This window comes from Ponticoccus litoralis (genome assembly GCF_039769985.1).
In the GTDB taxonomy this organism is placed as follows: Bacteria; Pseudomonadota; Alphaproteobacteria; order Rhodobacterales; family Rhodobacteraceae; genus Ponticoccus; species Ponticoccus litoralis.
On the sequence record NZ_JBDNCH010000002.1, the window covers coordinates 2,326,617 to 2,345,427 of the forward strand.

The following is an 18,811-nucleotide window of genomic DNA, read 5'->3' on the forward strand; positions in this document are numbered from 1 at the left end:
GTTGCGCTTGATGCGGGCGGGGCTTGGCGCTATGGGCGGGCGCCATGACGACATCGAACAAGCATCCCGGCGCGCCGTGGCGCAATTTCTACGGGCGGGTGAAGGGCAAGACCCTGCGGCCCGCGCAAGAGACCTACCTCGACGAGGACCTCGCGGCCCTGTCGCCCGGCGCGGTGGACTGGGAGGTCAACCCGGAGCGCCTGCCGCTGGACCTGAAGGCGCGCTTCGGCGACCGTCCGGTCTGGCTGGAGGTCGGTTTCGGCGGCGGCGAGCACCTGGTGCACCGAGGCGGCGCAGAACCCGGATGTGGCGATCATCGGCTGCGAGCCTTTCATCAACGGCGTCGCCATGCTTCTGGGCAAGATCCGGGCGGCGGGAGTGACCAACCTCGCGGTCTACCCGGGCGATGCGCGCAACCTCTTCGACGTGCTGCCGGGGGGATCGATCGCCAAGGCTTTCCTGCTGTACCCCGACCCCTGGCCGAAGAAGAAGCACCACCGGCGGCGCTTTGTGACGCCCGAGCATCTGGACCCGCTGGCTGAGGTGCTGGCGCCGGGGGCAGAGTTCCGCGTGGCCACCGACATTCCCGATTACGTGCGGCAGACGCTGGTCGAGGTGCCGAAGGCGGGCTTCGACTGGCTGGCGGAGCGGCCCGACGACTGGCGCGCGCCCTGGGGCGACTGGCTGTCGACGCGCTACGAGCAGAAGGCCCTGCGCGAGGGCCGGGTGCCGCATTACCTGACCTTCCGGCGGCGGTAGCGCCTGTGGGCCGGGCGGGCAGGGGGCTCTGCCCCCGCCGCTGCGCGGCCCCCCGAGGTATTTGGAAGACCAAAGAAGCAGGGGTGCCGGCCGGCACGCGCTGGCGTGGCCGGACGGCGGCCATGGGGCACAAGCGGGGGGCGGGCAGGCCTTGGCGGGCCTCGCTGGAGCGTAGCGGTCTGGGCGGGCTTCGGTGGCGGTTGCGGGGCCTGTGTGGAGGGCCTTCGCGCGCCCATCGGCGGCCGGGCATGGACAGGCCCGGGGGCTTCCTCTATCACCGCGTCGACCCGGCCCGAGGAGAGCGCTATCATGTCTGCCCATGGCACCCCGATCCCCATGAGTTCCGAGCGCGGAGGCCCGCTGAAAGGCGAGGCCCATGTGCCGGGCGACAAGTCGATCTCGCACCGCTCGCTGATCCTTGGCGCGCTGTCGGTCGGTGAGACCAAGGTCACCGGGCTGCTGGAAGGGCAGGACGTGCTGGACACCGGCAAGGCCATGCGCGCCTTCGGCGCCGAGGTCGAGAAGCGTGGCGAGACATGGCATGTGCATGGCGTGGGTGTCGGTGGTTTCTCCGAGCCCGATAATGTGATCGACTGCGGCAATGCGGGCACCGGCGTGCGGCTGATCATGGGCGCCATGGCGACCTCGCCCATCGCCGCGACCTTCACCGGCGATGCCTCGCTGAACAAGCGGCCCATGGCGCGGGTGACCGACCCGCTGGCGCTGTTCGGGGCGCGGGCCTACGGGCGCTCGGGCGGGCGGCTGCCGATGACCATCCTGGGCGCGACCAGCCCGGTGCCGGTGCGCTACGCCACGCCCATGCCCTCGGCGCAGGTCAAGAGCGCGGTGCTGCTGGCGGGGCTGAACGCCCCCGGCGAGACCGTGGTGATCGAACGCGAGGCGACCCGCGACCATTCCGAGCGCATGCTGACGGGCTTCGGGGCTTCCGTGACCACCGAGGACACCCCCGAGGGGCGGGTGATCACTCTGGTGGGGCGGCCCGAGCTGAAGCCGCAGACCATCGTCGTGCCGCGCGATCCCTCGTCGGCGGCCTTCCCGGTCTGCGCGGCGCTGATCGTCGAGGGCTCTGACGTGCTGGTGCCCAACATCGGGCTGAACCCGACCCGGGCAGGGCTGTTCTTTACCCTGCAGGACATGGGCGCCGACCTGACCTTCGAGAACATGCGCGAAGAGGGCGGCGAGCCGGTGGCGGACCTGCGGGCGCGGTTCTCGCCGAACCTCAAGGGCATCGAGGTGCCGCCCGAGCGCGCCGCCAGCATGATCGACGAATACCCGGTGCTGTCCGTCGTCGCGGCCTGCGCCGAGGGCATCACCCATATGCCCGGCGTCAAGGAATTGCGCGTCAAGGAAAGCGACCGCATCGACGCCATGGCCACGGGCCTGCGGGCGGCGGGCGTGGCCGTGGACGAGGGCGAGGACTGGTGGACGGTGCATGGCTGCGGCCGTGGTGCCGTGCCGGGCGGCGCGACGGTGAAGACCCATCTCGACCACCGCATCGCCATGTCCTTCCTTGTACTGGGCATGGCCTCGAAGGCGCCGATGACGCTGGACGACGGCGGCGCGATCGCGACCTCCTTCCCGATCTTCGAGGGGTTGATGACCGGCCTCGGCGCGCGGATCACGCGCGGCGCGACCGAGACCGCCTGAGCAGGGGCCGCGCCCGGGGCCTTGTGCCCCGGCGCCTGCGGTGCATGCTGGGGCCGGGCCGCGCGCCGGACAAAGCAGGAGAGCAGGACGCATGAGCTTTACCATCGCCATCGACGGGCCGGCGGCCTCGGGCAAGGGCACGATCAGCCGCGCGCTGGCGGCGCATTTCCGTTTTGCGCATCTGGATACCGGGCTTCTGTACCGGGCCGTGGGCGCGCGCCTGCTGGAGGGCGAAGAGCCCATTGCGGCGGCCCGCGCCCTGCAGGCCGGCGGGCTTGAAAGCGACGCGCTGCGCCTGCCCGCGGTGGCAGAGGCGGCGTCGAAGGTGGCGGCGATCCCCGAGGTGCGCGCGGCGCTGGTGGATTTCCAGCGCGCCTTTGCGCGGCGCGCGGGTGGCGCGGTGCTGGACGGGCGCGACATCGGTACGGTGATCTGCCCCGAGGCCGAGGCCAAGCTCTTCGTCACCGCCTCGCCCGAGATCCGCGCCGAGCGGCGCTTTGCCGAGTTGCAGGCCAAGGGGGTCGAGACAGACCTCGCCGCCGTGCTGGCGGATGTCCGGGCGCGGGACGAGCGCGACATGGGCCGCGCGGATGCGCCGCTGCGGGCGGCAGAGGACGCGGTGGAGATCGACACCACGGCGCTGAGCATCGAGGCGGCGGTGGCCCGGGCCGTGGCCGCAGTCGAACAGCGCGGCGGTCGGGCGGGCTGACGGGGCAGGGTGGGTCTGCGACCCGCCGCGGCCCCGGCAGGACCGCGCGCGGGCCGGGTGTCGGCCCGGTATCGACCCGGCGCTCAGGCCGTGCGCAGCCAGCCGTCTTCGAACCGCACGCTTTCCAGTCCTGCGAAGCGCGCCACGCGCGCCAGCTCTGCCTCCAGCCGTGACTGGCGGCCCTCGCCCCAGCGCAGCCCGGGCTCTGGCCAGAGCGCGGTGACGACCAGCGCCCCCGTCGTGCGGTCGGCGCTCATGTCGATGCGGCCCACGAGGCGTGCGCCTTCCAGCAGCGGGAAGACGTAATAGCCATAGCGGCGCTGCGCGGCGGGCACGAAGATCTCGATCCGGTAATGGAAGCCGAACAGCCGTTCCGCCCGGTTGCGGTCGCGCAGGGCCGGGTCGAAGGGGCTGAGCACGCGCAGCCGCTTGGTGGGCTCCGGCGCCGTCTGCGCCGCCTCTACGACGCCCGGGAAGGCCACCGAGCGGCGCGGCTTGCCGTCCTGGCCCATGACCTCCACCGGTTCGACCGCGCCACGCGCCAGTGGCCGCCTCGACCCAGTCCTCGGCCTCGGCGGGCGTGACCGTGGCCCAGAAGGCCGCCAGCTCGCCCGAGGTGGCGAAGCCCAGCCGGTCCAGCGCCGCGCGGCAGAGCCAGTCGATGCTCTCGGCCTTGGTGGGCAGCCAGTCGCGGGCCTCGGCGGGGATCACCCGCTCTGTCAGGTCGTAGTTCTTGCGAAAGGCCGCGCGGTGGCAGACCGCAAGGTCGCCGGACCGCCAGAGGTATTCCAGTGCGGTCTTGGACGGGTGCCACTCCCACCAGCCGCCCTTTGACCGAGCCTCGCCTTCGCCCACGTCCGACGAGGAACAGGCGCCGGTCTCGCGGATCTGCTGCATGACCTGCGCCACCTCTTCGGAAAACCCCGCCGGGCGCTGCCGTTCCCAGCGGCTTTCGAGCCGCGCGCGGTCGCGGGCGAAGCGCAGCCGCCAGTGCGGGTAGAAGGCCATGGGGATCAGCGCCGCGTCATGGGTCCAGTGCTCGAAGAGCAGCCGGTCGCGTTCCAGCAGCGGGCCAAGGTGGCGCGGGCGATAGGCGGGGCGCCGCGCGAAGAGGATCATGTGATGTGCGCGCTCGACCGTGCGCACGCTGTCCAGCTGGACGAAGCCCAGCTGCTGGATCAGGCCGTGCAGGTCGGCGCCCTTGCCGGGACCGGCGGGCGCCTCTGCCAGCAGGTGGCGGTGCAGGAACAGCCGCCGCGCGGCGTCGTTTGGCAGCCGCAGCACGGGCGGCTAGCGGCGCTTCAGCGTGTCGCCGTAGCTGATCCGGGGCGTCAGTTCCATGATGCGCTCGATCTCGGCCTCGGGGTTCTCGACCCGCGCGGCGATGACCTGGGCCGCCTTGGTGCCGATCTCGGACCGGCAGGCGTCCATGGTGGCGACCCGACGCGGCAGACCGTCCAGCAGTTCGACCCCGTTGAAGCCCGCGATGCCGATCTGGCCGGGGATGTCGATGCCCTGATCGAGCAGTTCCATCAAGCCGCCCGCCGCGATCATGTCATTGGAGTAATACAGGAAATCCAGCTCCGGCTCGCGCTCCAGCATGGTGCGGGTCATCTCGCGGCCCTTGGCCAGCGCCGAGCCGCCGGAGTAGAACTCTTGCGTGACGATCTCGACGCCCTCCTTGGCCAGCGCCTCGGTGAAGCCTTCGAAGCGCTTCCGTGCCCGGTGGTCCAGCGGCATCTTGGTGCCCAGGAAGCCGATGCGCTGGTAGCCCTGTTTCAGGATTGCGCGGGCCATCTCGCGCCCGGCGCGGCGGTGGCTGATGCCCACGGCACAGTCGATGGGCTTGCCGTCGGTGTCCATGATCTCGACCACCGGGATGCCCGAGGCCTTGAGCATGGCGATCGAGGCCTCTGTGTGTTCCAGCCCCGCGACGATCACACCCGAGGGCCGCCACGACAGCATCTCGTAGAGGACGCGCTCTTCCTTCTCGGGCATGTAGTCGGTGACGCCCACGACCGGTTGCAGGTCGGTGTTTTCCAGGACGCCGCTGATGCCGGCCATTACCTCGGGAAAGACCATGTTGCGCAGGCTGGGAATGATCACCGCGACAAGGTTCACCCGCTGGCTGGCCAGCGCGCCCGCGATCTTGTTGGGCACGTAGCCAAGGGTCTTGGCGGCTTCCAGCACCCGCTCGCGGGTGGCGTGGCTGACGTCGCCACGGTTGCGCAGCACGCGGCTGACGGTCATCTCGGACACACCCGAAGCCTCGGAGACATCGCGAAGGGTAAGGGGGCGGGGATCGTCGCTGGCCAAGGGCAGAACCTCTCTTGTTTGCCCGGAGGTTACTCCAACCCCAGAAGGAGGCCAAGACGCATGACAAGGGGCGGTCGGGAAAAAGGTCGCGGGCTGGCGGGACACAGCGGCGACAGGCGCGGCAGGCCAATTGCAGGCCCCGCCGCCCGGTTCGCCACGGCCCGCGGCGGGCGGCTGGCAGGCGGCTTGTTGCCCTGGGTGGTGCGCCGGAGCCGCAGCATGGGGCGCTGGCAGAACAGGGCATGACAGCGGCGGCGATCCGGGTTAAGACCGCTCCCGCGCGGTCCCGTGGCTCAACTGGATAGAGCAGCCCCCTCCTAAGGGGCAGGTTGCAGGTTCGAATCCTGCCGGGATCGCCAAGTAGTCATTATTTACCTTTCTTTTCAGATGCTTCTGTGGTGGTTTTGCCCGGCCAGTCCGAAAGGGTGGCCACGTTCTGGGCGAGCCTCATGCCCTCTTGGACCCGCCTCTTGCGACGTGCAGCCTGCACATGGCGCAGGGCCTCACTGGTACTGCTGTGTGCCGGGATGCTCATGGTCTGACCTCCGCGCGCCTTTCTCGGCCGGCAGCGGAGTGCTGCGCTTTCGCAGGCCCTGCGCTTGGCATGTCGAGGATGGGCCGGCGATTGTGCATGGCTTCGCGGCCCGCATTGCCGAAGCGCTCCCGTGTCTCCGGGCATCCGGGTCTCGGCCCCCATTGAAGCCGGAGCAAACCCGGGCGCTGGTGTCCCACGCGCGCGCCAGGTTCGGGGCTCAGGGGGCCTGTGACGCAGGGGGTGTCGCGCCAGGAACGGCGGAATAGATTTTCCGTATGGCGTCTTGAGTGACCGGCTTGGCTACGAACAGAACCTTCGGGGGCAGATCCGCCGGAGCGCCACGCGTGGACATCAGCGCGGCCTGGCACTCGGGAAAATGTCCGCAGGCCTGCACGATCAGATCCCGCCCGCTGAACCCGTCATCGAGCCAAAGATCCGTCAGGAGCAGGTTGAGATGGTCGAGCGCCTTCAGGGCTTCGACCGCCTCCGCAAAGGAGGCCGCGCGCATGACCCGTGCCCCCATGGCTGCCAGAAAGACGCAGGATCGTTCCAGCGCCAGCGGATCGTCGTCGACAACCAGGGCCCTGACCGACCCGCAGCCAGAGGGCGTCATTTCGGGGGCGCCTTGTCGCGGGAAGGACAGTGTAATGGTCGTCCCGCGGGATGGGCCATGGGTTGCCGTCTCGATATCCAGGCGCCCGCCGGACTGATGCGCGAAACCGTCCACCATCGACAGCCCCAGTGCCAGTGCCGCTGCCGTCGGGCTTGCGCGTGAAGAACGGGTCGGTGGCATGGCGCAGCACCTCTTCGGACATGCCGCATCCGGTGTCGCGCACCGCAACCCGGACCATGTCGCCGGCCTGCACCGACACCACGATCTGCCCCGCGCCGGACCCTGTCGCGGCGATGGCCTGCCCGGCATTGATGCACAGATTGAGAATGGCGCTTTCAAGCTGGCCCGGATCGACCAGACAGGTGACCGGAGCCTCGGGCACGTCCACAACCAAAGAGACCTGCCCCGGTATGGCGATTTCCAGAAGATCCGCCATGCCCGTCACCAGTTCCGAAACATCCGTCACCTGCGGCGCGAGATGTTGCTTGCGCGCAAAGGCCAGAAGCCGTTCCGTCAGGCTGGTGCCCAGGTCGACCGCCGCCCCGAGCCGGTTGTGCAGGTCGCGCCGACGCTCCGGTTCGGCCTGTTCCAGCAGGTGCAGGTTCCCCGAGATGCTCGACAGGATGTTCCCGAAATCATGGGCCACTTCCCCCGAGACCTTGCCCAGGGCCTCGACCCGGCGAATCGCTTCCAGCCGAGCCTCGATGCGTTTGCGTTCGGTGGTCGCGGAAATCAGCCAGACCTGGCCGCCGTCGGGCAGGGGCGAGAGGTGGATCTCGATCACGTTGCCATCCGCATCGCCGTATTCCTCGAAGCCGCCGCGCTCCTCCCTCCGGCGGCCCGCGAAAAGGGCGAGGCCTGAACCAGGTCGCTCATGCGATCGCCGCCCCGATCCGAGCCGGGCGGCAGGCGAAGCAGGCGGCGCAGGTTCTCGTTCTCGGCTATGATGCGCCCGTCCTCGGCCTCTACGGCAACGCCGTCCTTGATGTTCTGGAACACGCGCGAAAAGAGCGCATTCTGATGGCGTATCTGCGCCGTGCGCCGGTCCAGTTTGCGGGCGTTGTCGCGGAAGACGCCAAAAGCCGTGAACAGTTGGCCGATCTCATCCCGCGACGTCGGCGCATCGGGCAGGTCGACGCGCAGGTTCCCCGAGGCGAGCCGTCGCATCGCGCCGGAGATGCGTTCGAGGTTGCGGGCCACGTGCCGCGACACATAAAACGAGGAGGTCACCGCCACGACCAGACTGGCAAGGATCAGCGCGAGAAAGGCATTGCGCGCGTAGGCCAGCGTGTCCGAGGTCGCGGCGCGGGCCCGGGACAGCCTGTCCTCGGCCTGAGCCACTTTGGTCTCGGCAAAGGCGTTGACGCGATGGGTCTCCTGCCGAATGCGAAACAGCGCACTCTCGGCATCGAGCCGCGCCGACAGATGACCGTGCTTGAGCACGAACAGCCCTGTCCCGCGCTGGACGACCTCGGAGATCTCGTCGAAGGTTCGGCGCTGATCCTCCGGTTCCGGGGAGCGCAGCGCCTGGCTCTGGCGCTGGAAATCGCGGCTGAATTCGCCCAGTTCGATCAATTCTTCCGCGCGCGCGGCGCCAAGCGCAACCGCCGTCAGCTGCTGAAGCGCGCTCCAGTCCTGCCGCGCCTCCAATGGCAAGGCAGTGTCGCGCGCCATGCGCCTGCTGCGGGCGTTGAGCCGGACCAGCGCGCGATCGATGGCCTTCAGCTCTGCCTGACGCGCGCTTTGCGGCAGAAGCGCCTGTGCCAGATCCTCGATGGCACTGCGCAGACGCGACAGCGGCAGGTCCAGCGCCGGGTCGCTTTCCGAAGAGTGCTGCACGCGATCGAGGTTCGCCATGACCTTGGCGACTTCCTGCTCCAGCTGATAGGGCGCGAAAAGCGCGAAGAGGAAGGGGGCCGAGGTCGCAAGATCCGACGCATCGCGGGACAGATCCATCGCGGCGGCCACTTCGGTCAGCGTGTCGCGGTGCAGCACGTTCATCCAGACCTCGGTGCGGTCAAGAACCCGCAATCCGATCACGCTGACCAGCAGCATGAGGCCGAACATCACCGCCAAGGCCGCCGAGAGGCGGATCCTTACGCCGAAATCGCGGAACCAGTCGCGCAGCCGGCTCATCCGGTGCCCAGGTGGAACACATAGCCCCGCGCCCGGCGGGTCTGCAGATGCACCGGCTTGGCCGGGACCGGCTCGATCTTGCGGCGCAGGCGCAGGATCAGCACGTCCACGGTGCGGTCGACGTAGCGCTGGGTGTCGGCGCCCAGCTCTTCCAGCAGCTCCTCGCGCCGGACGACGCGCTCGGGGTTGCGGGCAAAGAACTCCAACAGCCGGTACTCCGCGTTGGTCAGCGGCACTTCCTCGCCGTCCCCGTCCAGCAGCCGCCGCGCGTCGAGGTCGATCCGCTTCTCGCCGAAGGCGATCTGGCGCTTGCCGACCGCCGCCGGTCGGGCGGAGGCATGACCGTAGCGCCGCAACACGGCGCGGATGCGCGCCACCAGTTCGCGCGGGTTGAAGGGTTTGATGAGGTAGTCGTCCGCCCCGGTCTCCAGCCCGATGATCTTGTCGATCTCGTCCCCCACGCCGGTCAGCATCACGATGGGGATCTCGTGCCGTTCCCGCAGATGGATCGCCAGCGTCAGGCCGGATTCCTCGCGCAGCCTCAGGTCGATCAGCACGAGGTCCACGGGCGGCGGATCGCCGAGCGCGTGGAAGGCCTCGATATCGGCGCAGCAGACGGCCCGGAACCCGCTGTCGTGCATCAGTTCGGACAGGGTTTCGCGCACCTGCGCGTCATCATCGACGATGCCGATGACGGGTTCGGGCCCCGGTTTCAGACTGGACGCCTGCATGTGACGCTCCTCCTGCGACGCGCTGGCAAGACCGCCGATCCGACGATCTGTCGTCAGGCGTCGCGCAGAAGACCCGGGAATTCAAGACGCCGGCGGGGCTTTGTAATATTGTTAACACTTCACCCCGCCCGCAGCGGGTTCATTAACACTTCAATCCTCGCCAAGCCGGACCCGGCGCCCCTAGCCTGCGGGCGTCGATGCAGGTGCGGCCCGGATCCGCCTGCTGTCAAAGGGAGGAAACCATGACACCATTCATCACCCGTGCGGCCACCGTGCTGGGCATCCTGACGTGCAGCACCTTCGCGGCCCATGCGCAGGACTGCGCGGAACGCGGCGCGCTCGACGTGCAGTATTGCGATGCGAACGGCGATCTCGTTGCCGACACGCCCACCGACCCGGCCCAGCTCAGCGACCCGGACACGCTTGTGTTCGCCTATACCCCGGTCGAGGATCCGGCGGTCTATGCCGACATCTGGGAGCCGTTCATTGAACACCTGTCGGAAGTCACCGGCAAGGACGTGCAGTTCTTTGCCGTGCAGTCCAACTCGGCCGAGGTCGAGGCCATGCGGTCCGTACCGTCTGCACGTGGCGGGCTTCTCTACCGGGCCGACGCCCTTTGCCGTGAACCTTGCGGGGGCCGTGCCCTTTGCAATCATGGGCGCCGACGATGGCCAGTTCGGCTACCGGCTGCAGGTGTTCACCCAGGCCGACAGCGACATCCAGGAAATCTCGGATCTCGCGGGCAAGCGCGTGGCCCATACCTCGCCCACCTCGAACTCTGGCAACCAGGCGCCGCGCGCCCTGTTCCCGGGCCTGGGCGTCGAGCCGGACAAGGATTACGAGGTGGTCTACTCGGGCTCGCATGACCAGTCGATGCTGGGCGTGGTCGCGGGCGACTACGACGCGGCTCCGGTGGCCTCGGAAGTGGTGGACCGCATGGCCGAGCGCGGGCTCTACGACCCTGCCGACGTGCGCAAGATCTGGGAAAGCGATCCCTTCCCGACGACCTCCTTCACCATGGCGCACAACCTCGATCCGGCGCTGGCCGAGAAAGTCAAGGAAGCCTTCTTCTCCTTCGACTTCGCGGGCACCGCGTTGGGCGATGAATTCGAGGGCGTGTCGAAGTTCGTCCCGATCACCTACAAGGACCAGTGGGCGGTGATCCGCCAGATCCAGGCTTCCAACGGCGTCGAGTACACGCCGCAGGGTCTCGCCGGGAACTGATCCCCTTCCGACATCGCCAGCCCGGTGCGCCCTCGCGCACCGGGCCTCGCGCGCCGCCCGGCCACCTCGCGGCCGGGGCCCGGGCCGCGCCATTCCAAAGAGGCATCCCATGCTGAAGATCACCAACCTGACCAAGCGCTACGGCAGCGGCGACCCCGTGCTAAAGGGGCTGGACCTGACCGTGGAGGGCGAACAGCTGACCTCGGTGATCGGCTCGTCGGGCGCGGGCAAGTCCACGCTGCTGCGCTGCATCAACCGCCTGGTAGAGCCGACCTCCGGCTCTGTCGAGCTTAACGGCACCGAGTTCACCACCCTGTCGCGCCGCGAGTTGCGCAGCGCGCGGCGCCGCATCGGCATGGTGTTCCAGGGCTTCAACCTGATCGACCGGCTTACCGTCATGGAGAATGTGCAGGCCGGACGGCTGGGCTATATCTCGACCTGGGCGGCGCTGACCCGCCGCTACCCGAAGGAGGACATCCGCCGCGCCTTCGAGCTGATGGAGCGCGTGGGGATCGCCCATTACGCGGACAAGCGCGCCGACGAACTGTCGGGCGGCGAACGCCAGCGCGTGGGTGTGGTGCGCGCCCTGATGCAGCGCCCGGAGATCCTGCTGGCGGACGAACCCACCGCCTCGCTCGACCCCAAGACCTCGGAGCAGATCATGTCGCTGCTGCGCGACCTTGCGCAGGAGCTGAACCTGCCCGTCATCATCAACATCCACAACGTGACCGAGGCCAAGGAATACTCTGACCGGATCGTCGGCATGCGCTATGGCCGGATCATCTTCGACGACAAACCCGATGCCCTGACGCGCGACGAGATGGACAAGATCTACGCCGGCGTCCCCGCGCAGGACCGCGCCGAGGCGGGGGCCGCCGCATGACCGCGACACCGGACAGGCTGCCAGAAACCTGGCGCAAGCCGCCCTTCATCGCCAATCCCGTCCTGCGCTGGACGCTTTACATCGGCATCGCCGTCTACGTCGTCTTCACCGTCGGCACCCTGCCCATCGACTGGGACCGGGTGGCGGACGGCATGAGCCGGGCGCAGCGCATCTTCAACGGCGCCTTCCCGCCCAGCTTCGAACGCGCCGGGCTGCTCTTCGACGGTTTCATGGAAAGCCTGAAGATCGCCATCCTCGCCACCGTGGGCGGCATCATCCTGTCGGTCCCGCTGGCCTTCATGGCCGCGGGCAACATTGCCCCCAAGCCGGTCTACCTGCTGGGCCGCGCGCTCATCATCATCGCGCGCAGCTTTCACCCGGTGATCGTGGCCATCATCTTCGTCAAGGCCGTGGGCTTCGGCCCCTTCGCTGGCGCGCTGACGCTGGTGGTCTACTCCGTCGGCTTCGTCGCCAAGCTGCTGGCCGAACGCATCGAAGAGATCGATTTCGGCCAGGTCGAGGCCATGCGCTCTGCCGGCGCGGGCTTCCTTGCCACGCAGGTCTATGCCGTGCTGCCGCAGGTCATGCCGCGCCTCGTGGGCCTTGGCATCTACCAGCTCGACAGCAACCTGCGCGCCTCTGCCGTGGTCGGCATCGTCGGCGCCGGGGGTATCGGGGCGACGCTGGCCAATGCCTTCGACCGCTACGACTACGACTTCGCCCTTGCCATCACCATGGTCATCGTCGGCGTGATCCTCGTTTCCGAGGCGGTCAGCGGCGTCATCAGGAAGCGGATCACATGAACAGCTTGAACCTCTCCGAACCGCAATCGCTTTCCGAGGCCCTGAGCGGGCGCGATGACTGGTCGCGCTTCACCCCGAAACAGCGGCTGACCCGCTACGCCGGTTTCGCAGCCGCCGCCGGTGTCGTCGCCTGGGCACTGGGCAGCATCGACGTGATCTGGGCCTGGGTCTGGGACAGTCCGGCACAGATGGCCGACCTTTTCGGGCGGATGATGCCGCCGGACCCAAGCAATCTGCCCTCGATCCTCGTGGCGATCTGGCAGACGGTGAACATCGCCACGCTGGCGACGCTGATCGCCGTCGTCGTCTCGCTGCCGGTGGCCTATATCGCGGCGCAGAACACGACGCCCAACCGCGCCTGTCTTTGGCTCGGGCGCTTTATCCTCGTGTCCTCGCGGTCGGTGAACACGATCATCTGGGCGCTGCTGTTTGTCGCCATCTTCGGCCCCGGCATCGTGGCGGGGATCGTGGCGATCATGTTCCGCTCCATCGGGTTTCTGGGCAAATTGCTCGGCGAAGCCATCGAGGAAATCGACCGCAAGCCGGTCGAGGCGCTTGAGGCCTGCGGCGCCTCGCGGTTCAAGATCGTGCTCTACGCCATCGTGCCGCAGGTCATGCCCGCCTTCTTTGCCGTGTCGATCCTGCGCTGGGACATCAACCTGCGCGAAAGCACCGTTCTGGGCCTCGTCGGCGCGGGCGGCATCGGGATGATCCTGCAAGGCGCCATCGACACCTTCAACTGGCCCGAGGTCTCCATGGTGCTGCTGACCATCCTGGCGCTGGTCATCTTCGGCGAGATGGTGTCTTCCCTGCTGCGCCGCAAGATCCTGTAAGGGCGGGACATGATCACGACCGAAACGGCCTTTGCCCGCTACGAATGCCTGCGGCCAATGCTGCCGCAGGCGCAGTTCCCCGAGGCCTCGCGCCGGGGGGCGACGCTTGAAGACACGATGGGCGATTACGACGCCTATATCCTCGACGCCTTTGGCGTGCTGAACCGGGGCGAAGCCCCGATCCCCGGCGCGGTCGAGCGCATCGCCCGATTGCGCGCCGCCGGGAAGCGTCTCGTGGTGCTGACCAATGCGGCCAGCTATACGCGGTCGGGCGTGCTGGCGAAATACCACAGGCTGGGGTTCGATTTCAGTCTGGAAGAGGTGGTCTCCAGCCGGGATGTGGCGTTTGCCCATCTGCCCACCGTCCACGGAGTCTGGGCCGCGATAACCGATGGCGAAGACGACCTGTCGGACCTGCCCCCCGGTCATTACGGGGCCGATCTGCTGGCCCAGCCGGATCTGATGAACACGGCTGCGGGTTTCCTGTTTCTGTCTTCGGCGCGCTGGAGTCACGAAGCCAATGCGCGCCTGAAGCGGGCGCTGCATTTCCACGCCCGTCCGATCATCGTCGCCAATCCTGATCTCGTGGCCCCACGCGATGACGGCCTGTCCATCGAGCCGGGTTGGTATGCGCAGGACATCGCTTCGGCCTGTGGGCTGTCGCTGTTCGGCAAGCCCTTTCCGAACGCGTTCGACGCGGCGCTTGAACGGCTGTCGGGCATTCCCCGGCAGCGCATCGCCATGGTCGGCGACACCCTTCACACGGATGTCCTTGGCGGGGCAGCCGCCGGTCTCGGCACTGTCCTGATCCTGGAACACGGCCTGTTCCGCGGGCTTTCGCCGGCGCCATTCATCGCGTCGAGCGGAATTCAACCGGCCTGGCTTGTTGATAGCACCTGAGACCGTCTGCCTTGCATTGCCTTCCGTCCCCGGCGTTTCTGCGCGGGGCGGACCGGCCCGGAAGGCCCCCGGTTGCTGACGAAGGCGGCAAGGCCGCGGGGGCAGGGGCAAGACGGGCTGGCGGTCGCGGGTCGCTGCCTCTGGCCGGGCGGCCTGCCCGGATCCGGCGAGCGGCAAGGCATCGCGCCCCTGTCCGGCACCCGGCGCAAACCGCCGCAAGCGGGCCCTGACCCCTTGCAGGACAGTCCCTCCCGGGCGCTACCCGATTTCTTGCCGGGCTGCGCCTTTGGTTCCAGCACCGCCGCAAGAAACACGCCCGGAAGCCGGGGAAGGGCGGAACGATGGATGCCAGCAAACAGGCCCTTCCGGCAGGGTGTCGAGGTTGGCGCCAAGCGCGCTGCCGCACCAGGGGCCGCGCTTCGGCAGCGATGAGAGACGGCGCGAATCGCTTGACTGGGGTCACGGGCCCGGTATTCAGATCCCGTCATCGGACCGAGACGGTCGATGAACCTGCCGCGAAGGGGACGACCCCTTGACGAACGTGGCCACGCAATCGGGACGACCCGCCATCCTTCGGAAGGAATGAAAATGGCATGGGTTTTCCTTGGTCTTGCCGGAATTCTGGAAATTGTCTGGGCCTTCTTCATGAAGAAGTCTCAGGGCTTCACGCTTGTGACCCCCAGCGTCATCACGATCGTCACGATGATAGCAAGCTTCGCGCTTCTTTCCGTGGCGATGCGCAGCCTGCCGCTTGGCACGGCCTACACGGTGTGGACCGGAATCGGCGCTGTGGGCGCATTTGTCGTGGGCATTACCGTGCTGGGTGAAGCAGTCACCCCGGCGAGGATCATTGCCGCTGCCCTCATCGTGACCGGCATTGTCGTGATGAAGCTGTCCAGCTCTCACTAGGGCTATCGGGCCCCTGGCCTGATCGGGTCAGGGGCGCAATGAAGAGAGCCAACGCGATTGCCCCTTGGCAGCCTGTCGCAAGCTTGGGAAGCCAGGGGGCAGTGCGGTGTCCCCGGATCCGGCCCGGGGGCTGGTGCGGCGCGGACTCGCCAGCCAGCGACGGCACCGCGGACCATGCGGGCGGTCAGGGCACCGGACATGACAACCCGCGCCAGCACAGGCGGACCGGGTGTGGCGACTGCGTGAACCGGCGGGCACCGCCACCCCATCGGCGCATCGTTTCGACCGCTGGGGCCGCGGGGGAGGGCTTTGTCCGCAACAGCGGGATGGGGCAGGGGCCGGAATGCCCCGGATGTCTGTCAGCCGGGGCGGGTTGTGTCCCTGTTGCAGGCACCAACCGGCCAAAACACGGCCCCGCACCGGGATTGCGACGGCAGGTTTCACGGGCAGATTGCCCAGGTCCTCGACCCGCTTGCGGCAGGGCGGGCTTGTTCCGGGTGTCCTAGGATCGGTACAGCGCCCTGAACATGTTCTCGGCTTCCTGCGAGACCTTACGGCCCTTCGGTGAGGCGAGCCAATAGCCGCCGGGGCCCTTGTAGGACGGCTGCTGCAGGCGGGCGAGCTGGCCAGTCGCGACCTCTTGTTCCAGCAGCGGCAGCGACCCGAGCGCCACGCCGCGCCCTTCGAGCGCGTAGCCGACCGACTGGGCATAGCTGGAACATTGAATGCGCAGATCGTCCTGAGGCAGCGCCAGGTCAAGCCGGTCGCCCCAGACGTCCCAATTGATCCAGTCCGGCGACACGCGATGATAATCGAGAAGCGGCGCATCGGCATCGGCGAGAACTCCGCGCGCCGCCAGCCGTTCTGCGACGGCGGGGTCGGCAACCGGCGCCAGTTCCTCGCCAAGCACGCGCGTTGCGCTCCACCCCGGAAAGGCCCCGTCGCCGTAGACGACGACAAGATCGTTTTCTTCAGAGAACAGAAGGGAGATATCGTCGCTCTGCGTGAGGCTGAACATGCAGGCCGCGTCGCCAAGCGCGAAGCGTTGCAGCCTCGGTTGCAACCAGAACATGCCGACCGCGCTCATGGAGGCCAGGCGCACCATGGGCTGGCTTGGCGTGCGCACCTCTTCGATCGACTGGGTCAGGAATTCCAGCGTCGTCGACACCCGATCGCCAAGGCGCCGCGCTTCGACGGTCGGGGTCAGCCGCGAGGACCGCCGGTCGAACAGGCGGACGCCGAGCCACTCCTCCAGCTGCCGGATGCGCTTGCTGACGGCAGCCTGGCTGACGAAGAGCTCCTCGGCTGCATCGGTGAAGCTGCCACAGCGCAGCGCGCATTCGAAAAAGACCAGGGTGTCGAGGGGCGGTAGGCTCTTGCGGTATTGCTGCATAACCTCTGGTTATCGAAATGAACGAGAATTTCCAATGTTTTATGGGTCGGTGTCTCTGGTTACACTGTGGGTTCCCAGACAACGACATGAAAGAGAAGCATGGCAGAGCTCGACTGGCACGCCGAACGCAGTGACCTCGACGGGTTGGCACTGCTGGACCGCAGCCCCGAGGACGAGGGAATTGACCTTGTCGCGGTGCGCGCCTGGCGCCAGGCGCGCGTGCGTCGAGAGATGGCCGCCCGCGGGATCGACGCGGTGATCCTGATGGATCCGGTGAACATCCGCTACGCCACGGGTGCACGCAACATGCAGGTCTTCTCGATGCGCAACGGACCGGCGCGCTATCTGGTGATGACCGCGGATCGTGCAATCCTGTATGAATTCACCGGCGCGCTGCACCTGCCCGAGGGCACTGGAGACCATCGACGAGGTGCGCCCCGCAGTCACCGCAAGCTTCGTTGCCGCCGGGCCGCAGATCGCCGAGCGCGAGCGGCGATGGGCGCGGGACATGGCGGCAACCCTGCGCGACCTCTGCGGCGCCAATCCCTGCGTCGGGATAGAGCGCATGAACGGCGGCACCGCCATCGCGCTTGGCGAAGCGGGCGTGCGCCTTGTCGATGCGCAGGAGCCGGTAGAGATGGCCCGCGCCATCAAGTCATCCGAGGAAATGAAATGCGTGAACGCCTCGCTGCGCGCCACCGAGCGCGGCGTCGCGGAACTGCGCGCGGCGATACGCCCGGGCCTGACAGAGGCCGAGCTGTGGTCGGTGCTGCATCGGTCGATCATTGCGCAGAACGGCGACTACGTGGAAACGCGTCTGCTCAGCGCCGGTGAACGCACCAACCCCTGGTTCCAGGAGACCGGCAGCAATGTCATCGGGGCCAACGACCTGATCGCGCTCGACACCGATGTGGTGGGCTGCCACGGCTATTACTCGGACTTTTCGCGCACCTTCCACGCCGGGCCATCCCGGCCAAGCGCGCAACAGCGCGAACTGTACAGGGTCGCGCACGAGCAGGTGCATCACAACATGGATATCCTGCGCCCGGGCATGTCGTTCCGCGACTATGCGGACGCGGCCTGGGACATCCCCGAAAAGTACTACGCCAACCGCTATTACCTCAGCGCGCACGGCTGCGGCATGACCGGCGAATACCCCTACCTCTACCATCGCGGCGACTTCCCCGATGCAGGCTACGACGGTGAAATCCTCCCCGGGATGACGATCTGCGTTGAAAGTTACATCGGCGAGGACGGTGGCCGGGAGGGGGTCAAGCTGGAACAGCAGGTGCTGATCACGGAGACCGGGATCGAGTTGCTCTCGCGGTTCCCCTTCGAAGAGGCCCTGCTCGCGTAGCGTTGCAGGAAGCCGCGGCCGGGATGGCCGCCGCTTTGCCGAAAGACAATCAGGCCCGACACGGAAGCGATGATGGAACCGGTTGGATCCGGGGACACCCGCCTATGTGCCTGCCTGACGGTTAAGATACTGATGAAAGGACAAGAAATGGACACCTCGATGAAACGCTTTCTAATGACCGCCGCGGTCACGCTCATGGCCGCGCCTGCATTCGCGCAGGACAGCGACACATGCGGCGAAGTCAGCATCACCGAAATGAACTGGGCCTCGGCCTCGGTGGTGACCAATGTCGCGAAGTTCATCATGGAGCAGGGATACGGCTGCGACGTCGCCGTCGTGCCCTCTGATACCGTCCCCGCAATGACCTCGGTCGCGGAAAATGGCGAGCCCGACATCGTCACCGAGCTCTGGCTGAACGGCACCGGCTCGATCTACGACCGCCTGCGCGACGAGGGCAAGATCGAGGAACTCGGCAAGGTGATAGAGCCGGGCGGCATCGATGCCTGGTGGATCCCGGACTATCTGGCCGAGGCGCATCCCGAGCTGACGACCATCGAGGGCATTCTCGCGAACCCCGATCTGGTCGGCGGTCGCTTCCACAACTGCCCCGAGGGCTGGGGCTGCCGGGTCTTCAACGACAACCTGCTGCCGGCCTTCGGCGTCGAGGATGCCGGCATCGAGATCTTCAACCACGGCTCGGGCGAGACGCTGGCGACCTCCATTGCATCGGCGTTCGAGAACGAAGAACCCTGGTTCGGCTACTACTGGGCCCCGACGGCGGTCATCGAGCCGCTACGACCTGGTGCAGGTCGATATGGGCGCCTACGACGAAGAGGCCTTCGCGGCCGCCAAGGATCCCGATTCCACCGATGTCGGTCGCAGTTCCTTCCCGCCCTCGCCGGTGAAGACCGCGGTGACCACGGAGTTTTCGGCCAAACACCCCGAGCTTACAGAGTTTCTGAAGAACATGACGTTCAAGACCGAGACGATGAACGCGATCCTGAGCTGGATGGAGGACAATTCGGCAACCGGCGAGGAAGGC

The 18,811-nt window shown here is 67.6% G+C and carries 14 protein-coding genes, 1 tRNA gene and 7 pseudogenes; 14 read left to right on the forward strand and 8 right to left on the reverse strand.

The window, feature by feature from the left end:
* Positions 1 to 44 precede the first annotated feature (44 nt).
* The 3 genes and pseudogenes from trmB to ABFB10_RS12600 all read left to right on the forward strand — a co-directional run bounded on the left by trmB (position 45) and on the right by ABFB10_RS12600 (position 3,136).
* A pseudogene (gene trmB, locus ABFB10_RS12590) lies at positions 45 to 759 on the forward strand (tRNA (guanine(46)-N(7))-methyltransferase TrmB).
* A gap of 309 nt (positions 760 to 1,068) precedes the next feature.
* Positions 1,069 to 2,427 carry a 3-phosphoshikimate 1-carboxyvinyltransferase gene (gene aroA, locus ABFB10_RS12595; RefSeq protein ID WP_347166782.1) on the forward strand — a complete coding sequence of 453 codons (1,359 nt, stop codon included), beginning with the start codon at positions 1,069 to 1,071 and terminating at the stop codon, positions 2,425 to 2,427.
* Positions 2,428 to 2,518: 91 nt separating this feature from the next.
* A complete protein-coding gene (locus ABFB10_RS12600; RefSeq protein WP_347166783.1) occupies positions 2,519 to 3,136 on the forward strand; it encodes a (d)CMP kinase in 618 nt (205 codons plus the stop codon).
* Between the two features lie 83 nt (positions 3,137 to 3,219).
* Here ABFB10_RS12600 and ABFB10_RS12605 read toward each other — a convergent pair.
* Positions 3,220 to 4,417, reverse strand: a pseudogene (locus ABFB10_RS12605) (winged helix-turn-helix domain-containing protein).
* A gap of 9 nt (positions 4,418 to 4,426) precedes the next feature.
* Entirely contained in the window at positions 4,427 to 5,452 is a 1,026-nt protein-coding gene (locus tag ABFB10_RS12610) for a LacI family DNA-binding transcriptional regulator (protein ID WP_347166784.1), read from the reverse strand.
* A gap of 282 nt (positions 5,453 to 5,734) precedes the next feature.
* Here ABFB10_RS12610 and ABFB10_RS12615 point away from each other — a divergent pair.
* Positions 5,735 to 5,811 (forward strand) — tRNA-Arg (locus tag ABFB10_RS12615).
* Positions 5,812 to 5,819: 8 nt separating this feature from the next.
* Here the strand turns inward: ABFB10_RS12615 and ABFB10_RS12620 are convergent.
* The 5 genes and pseudogenes from ABFB10_RS12620 to ABFB10_RS12640 all read right to left on the reverse strand — a co-directional run bounded on the left by ABFB10_RS12620 (position 5,820) and on the right by ABFB10_RS12640 (position 9,467).
* Positions 5,820 to 5,987 (reverse strand): hypothetical protein, encoded by a 168-nt coding sequence (locus ABFB10_RS12620; protein ID WP_347166785.1) that lies wholly within the window; start codon positions 5,985 to 5,987, stop codon positions 5,820 to 5,822.
* Between the two features lie 217 nt (positions 5,988 to 6,204).
* Positions 6,205 to 6,717, reverse strand: coding sequence for a response regulator (locus tag ABFB10_RS12625; protein ID WP_347168081.1), 513 nt, complete (start codon positions 6,715 to 6,717; stop codon positions 6,205 to 6,207).
* Between the two features lie 67 nt (positions 6,718 to 6,784).
* Positions 6,785 to 7,384, reverse strand: a pseudogene (locus tag ABFB10_RS12630) (sensor histidine kinase); the annotation flags it as partial.
* Positions 7,381 to 8,736 carry a HAMP domain-containing protein gene (locus tag ABFB10_RS12635; protein ID WP_347166786.1) on the reverse strand — a complete coding sequence of 452 codons (1,356 nt, stop codon included), beginning with the start codon at positions 8,734 to 8,736 and terminating at the stop codon, positions 7,381 to 7,383. The pseudogene ABFB10_RS12630 and the gene ABFB10_RS12635, both read right to left, overlap by 4 nt.
* Positions 8,733 to 9,467 carry a winged helix-turn-helix domain-containing protein gene (locus ABFB10_RS12640; RefSeq protein WP_347166787.1) on the reverse strand — a complete coding sequence of 245 codons (735 nt, stop codon included), beginning with the start codon at positions 9,465 to 9,467 and terminating at the stop codon, positions 8,733 to 8,735. Before ABFB10_RS12640 ends, ABFB10_RS12635 begins: the two co-directional genes overlap by 4 nt.
* A gap of 242 nt (positions 9,468 to 9,709) precedes the next feature.
* Between ABFB10_RS12640 and phnD the strand changes: the two are divergent.
* The 6 genes and pseudogenes from phnD (at position 9,710) to ABFB10_RS12670 (ending at position 15,019) form a co-directional block, all read left to right on the forward strand.
* Positions 9,710 to 10,691 (forward strand): annotated as a pseudogene (gene phnD, locus ABFB10_RS12645) (phosphate/phosphite/phosphonate ABC transporter substrate-binding protein).
* Between the two features lie 109 nt (positions 10,692 to 10,800).
* A complete protein-coding gene (phnC, locus tag ABFB10_RS12650; RefSeq protein WP_347166788.1) occupies positions 10,801 to 11,574 on the forward strand; it encodes a phosphonate ABC transporter ATP-binding protein in 774 nt (257 codons plus the stop codon).
* A complete protein-coding gene (phnE, locus tag ABFB10_RS12655; RefSeq protein WP_347166789.1) occupies positions 11,571 to 12,377 on the forward strand; it encodes a phosphonate ABC transporter, permease protein PhnE in 807 nt (268 codons plus the stop codon). Before phnC ends, phnE (ABFB10_RS12655) begins: the two co-directional genes overlap by 4 nt.
* Complete coding sequence (gene phnE, locus ABFB10_RS12660; RefSeq protein ID WP_347166790.1) at positions 12,374 to 13,210, forward strand: phosphonate ABC transporter, permease protein PhnE; 837 nt, start codon at positions 12,374 to 12,376, stop codon at positions 13,208 to 13,210. The genes phnE (ABFB10_RS12655) and phnE (ABFB10_RS12660) overlap by 4 nt, the downstream gene beginning before the upstream one ends.
* 9 nt (positions 13,211 to 13,219) lie before the next feature.
* Positions 13,220 to 14,110, forward strand: coding sequence for an HAD-IIA family hydrolase (locus ABFB10_RS12665; protein ID WP_347166791.1), 891 nt, complete (start codon positions 13,220 to 13,222; stop codon positions 14,108 to 14,110).
* Positions 14,111 to 14,698: 588 nt separating this feature from the next.
* On the forward strand, positions 14,699 to 15,019 hold the full coding sequence (locus ABFB10_RS12670) for a DMT family transporter (RefSeq protein ID WP_347166792.1): 321 nt from the start codon (positions 14,699 to 14,701) through the stop codon (positions 15,017 to 15,019).
* 502 nt (positions 15,020 to 15,521) lie between these two features.
* Here the strand turns inward: ABFB10_RS12670 and ABFB10_RS12675 are convergent.
* Positions 15,522 to 16,412, reverse strand: coding sequence for a LysR family transcriptional regulator (locus ABFB10_RS12675; RefSeq protein ID WP_347166793.1), 891 nt, complete (start codon positions 16,410 to 16,412; stop codon positions 15,522 to 15,524).
* Between the two features lie 99 nt (positions 16,413 to 16,511).
* On the opposite strand from ABFB10_RS12675, the pseudogene ABFB10_RS24140 reads away from it, so the two are divergent.
* The 4 genes and pseudogenes from ABFB10_RS24140 to ABFB10_RS12690 all read left to right on the forward strand — a co-directional run.
* Positions 16,512 to 16,769, forward strand: a pseudogene (locus ABFB10_RS24140) (aminopeptidase P family N-terminal domain-containing protein); the annotation flags it as partial.
* A 19-nt stretch (positions 16,770 to 16,788) separates the two neighbouring features.
* Positions 16,789 to 17,769, forward strand: coding sequence for a M24 family metallopeptidase (locus tag ABFB10_RS12680; protein ID WP_347166794.1), 981 nt, complete (start codon positions 16,789 to 16,791; stop codon positions 17,767 to 17,769).
* Between the two features lie 255 nt (positions 17,770 to 18,024).
* Positions 18,025 to 18,495 (forward strand): annotated as a pseudogene (locus tag ABFB10_RS12685) (glycine betaine ABC transporter substrate-binding protein); the annotation flags it as partial.
* 88 nt (positions 18,496 to 18,583) lie between these two features.
* Positions 18,584 to 18,769 (forward strand): annotated as a pseudogene (locus ABFB10_RS12690) (glycine betaine ABC transporter substrate-binding protein); the annotation flags it as partial.
* Between the last annotated feature and the right edge of the window lie 42 nt (positions 18,770 to 18,811).

Coding starts and splice junctions, on each gene's coding strand:
- ABFB10_RS12680 (WP_347166794.1), top strand. CDS start 16,789: ATGAATTCACCGGCGCGCTGCACCTGCCCGAGGGCACTGGAGACCATC.
- ABFB10_RS12600 (WP_347166783.1), top strand. CDS start 2,519: ATGAGCTTTACCATCGCCATCGACGGGCCGGCGGCCTCGGGCAAGGGC.
- ABFB10_RS12620 (WP_347166785.1), bottom strand. CDS start 5,987: ATGAGCATCCCGGCACACAGCAGTACCAGTGAGGCCCTGCGCCATGTG.
- ABFB10_RS12675 (WP_347166793.1), bottom strand. CDS start 16,412: ATGCAGCAATACCGCAAGAGCCTACCGCCCCTCGACACCCTGGTCTTT.
- ABFB10_RS12665 (WP_347166791.1), top strand. CDS start 13,220: ATGATCACGACCGAAACGGCCTTTGCCCGCTACGAATGCCTGCGGCCA.
- phnE (WP_347166790.1), top strand. CDS start 12,374: ATGAACAGCTTGAACCTCTCCGAACCGCAATCGCTTTCCGAGGCCCTG.
- ABFB10_RS12625 (WP_347168081.1), bottom strand. CDS start 6,717: ATGGTGGACGGTTTCGCGCATCAGTCCGGCGGGCGCCTGGATATCGAG.
- ABFB10_RS12640 (WP_347166787.1), bottom strand. CDS start 9,467: ATGCAGGCGTCCAGTCTGAAACCGGGGCCCGAACCCGTCATCGGCATC.
- phnC (WP_347166788.1), top strand. CDS start 10,801: ATGCTGAAGATCACCAACCTGACCAAGCGCTACGGCAGCGGCGACCCC.
- ABFB10_RS12635 (WP_347166786.1), bottom strand. CDS start 8,736: ATGAGCCGGCTGCGCGACTGGTTCCGCGATTTCGGCGTAAGGATCCGC.
- phnE (WP_347166789.1), top strand. CDS start 11,571: ATGACCGCGACACCGGACAGGCTGCCAGAAACCTGGCGCAAGCCGCCC.
- ABFB10_RS12670 (WP_347166792.1), top strand. CDS start 14,699: ATGGCATGGGTTTTCCTTGGTCTTGCCGGAATTCTGGAAATTGTCTGG.
- aroA (WP_347166782.1), top strand. CDS start 1,069: ATGTCTGCCCATGGCACCCCGATCCCCATGAGTTCCGAGCGCGGAGGC.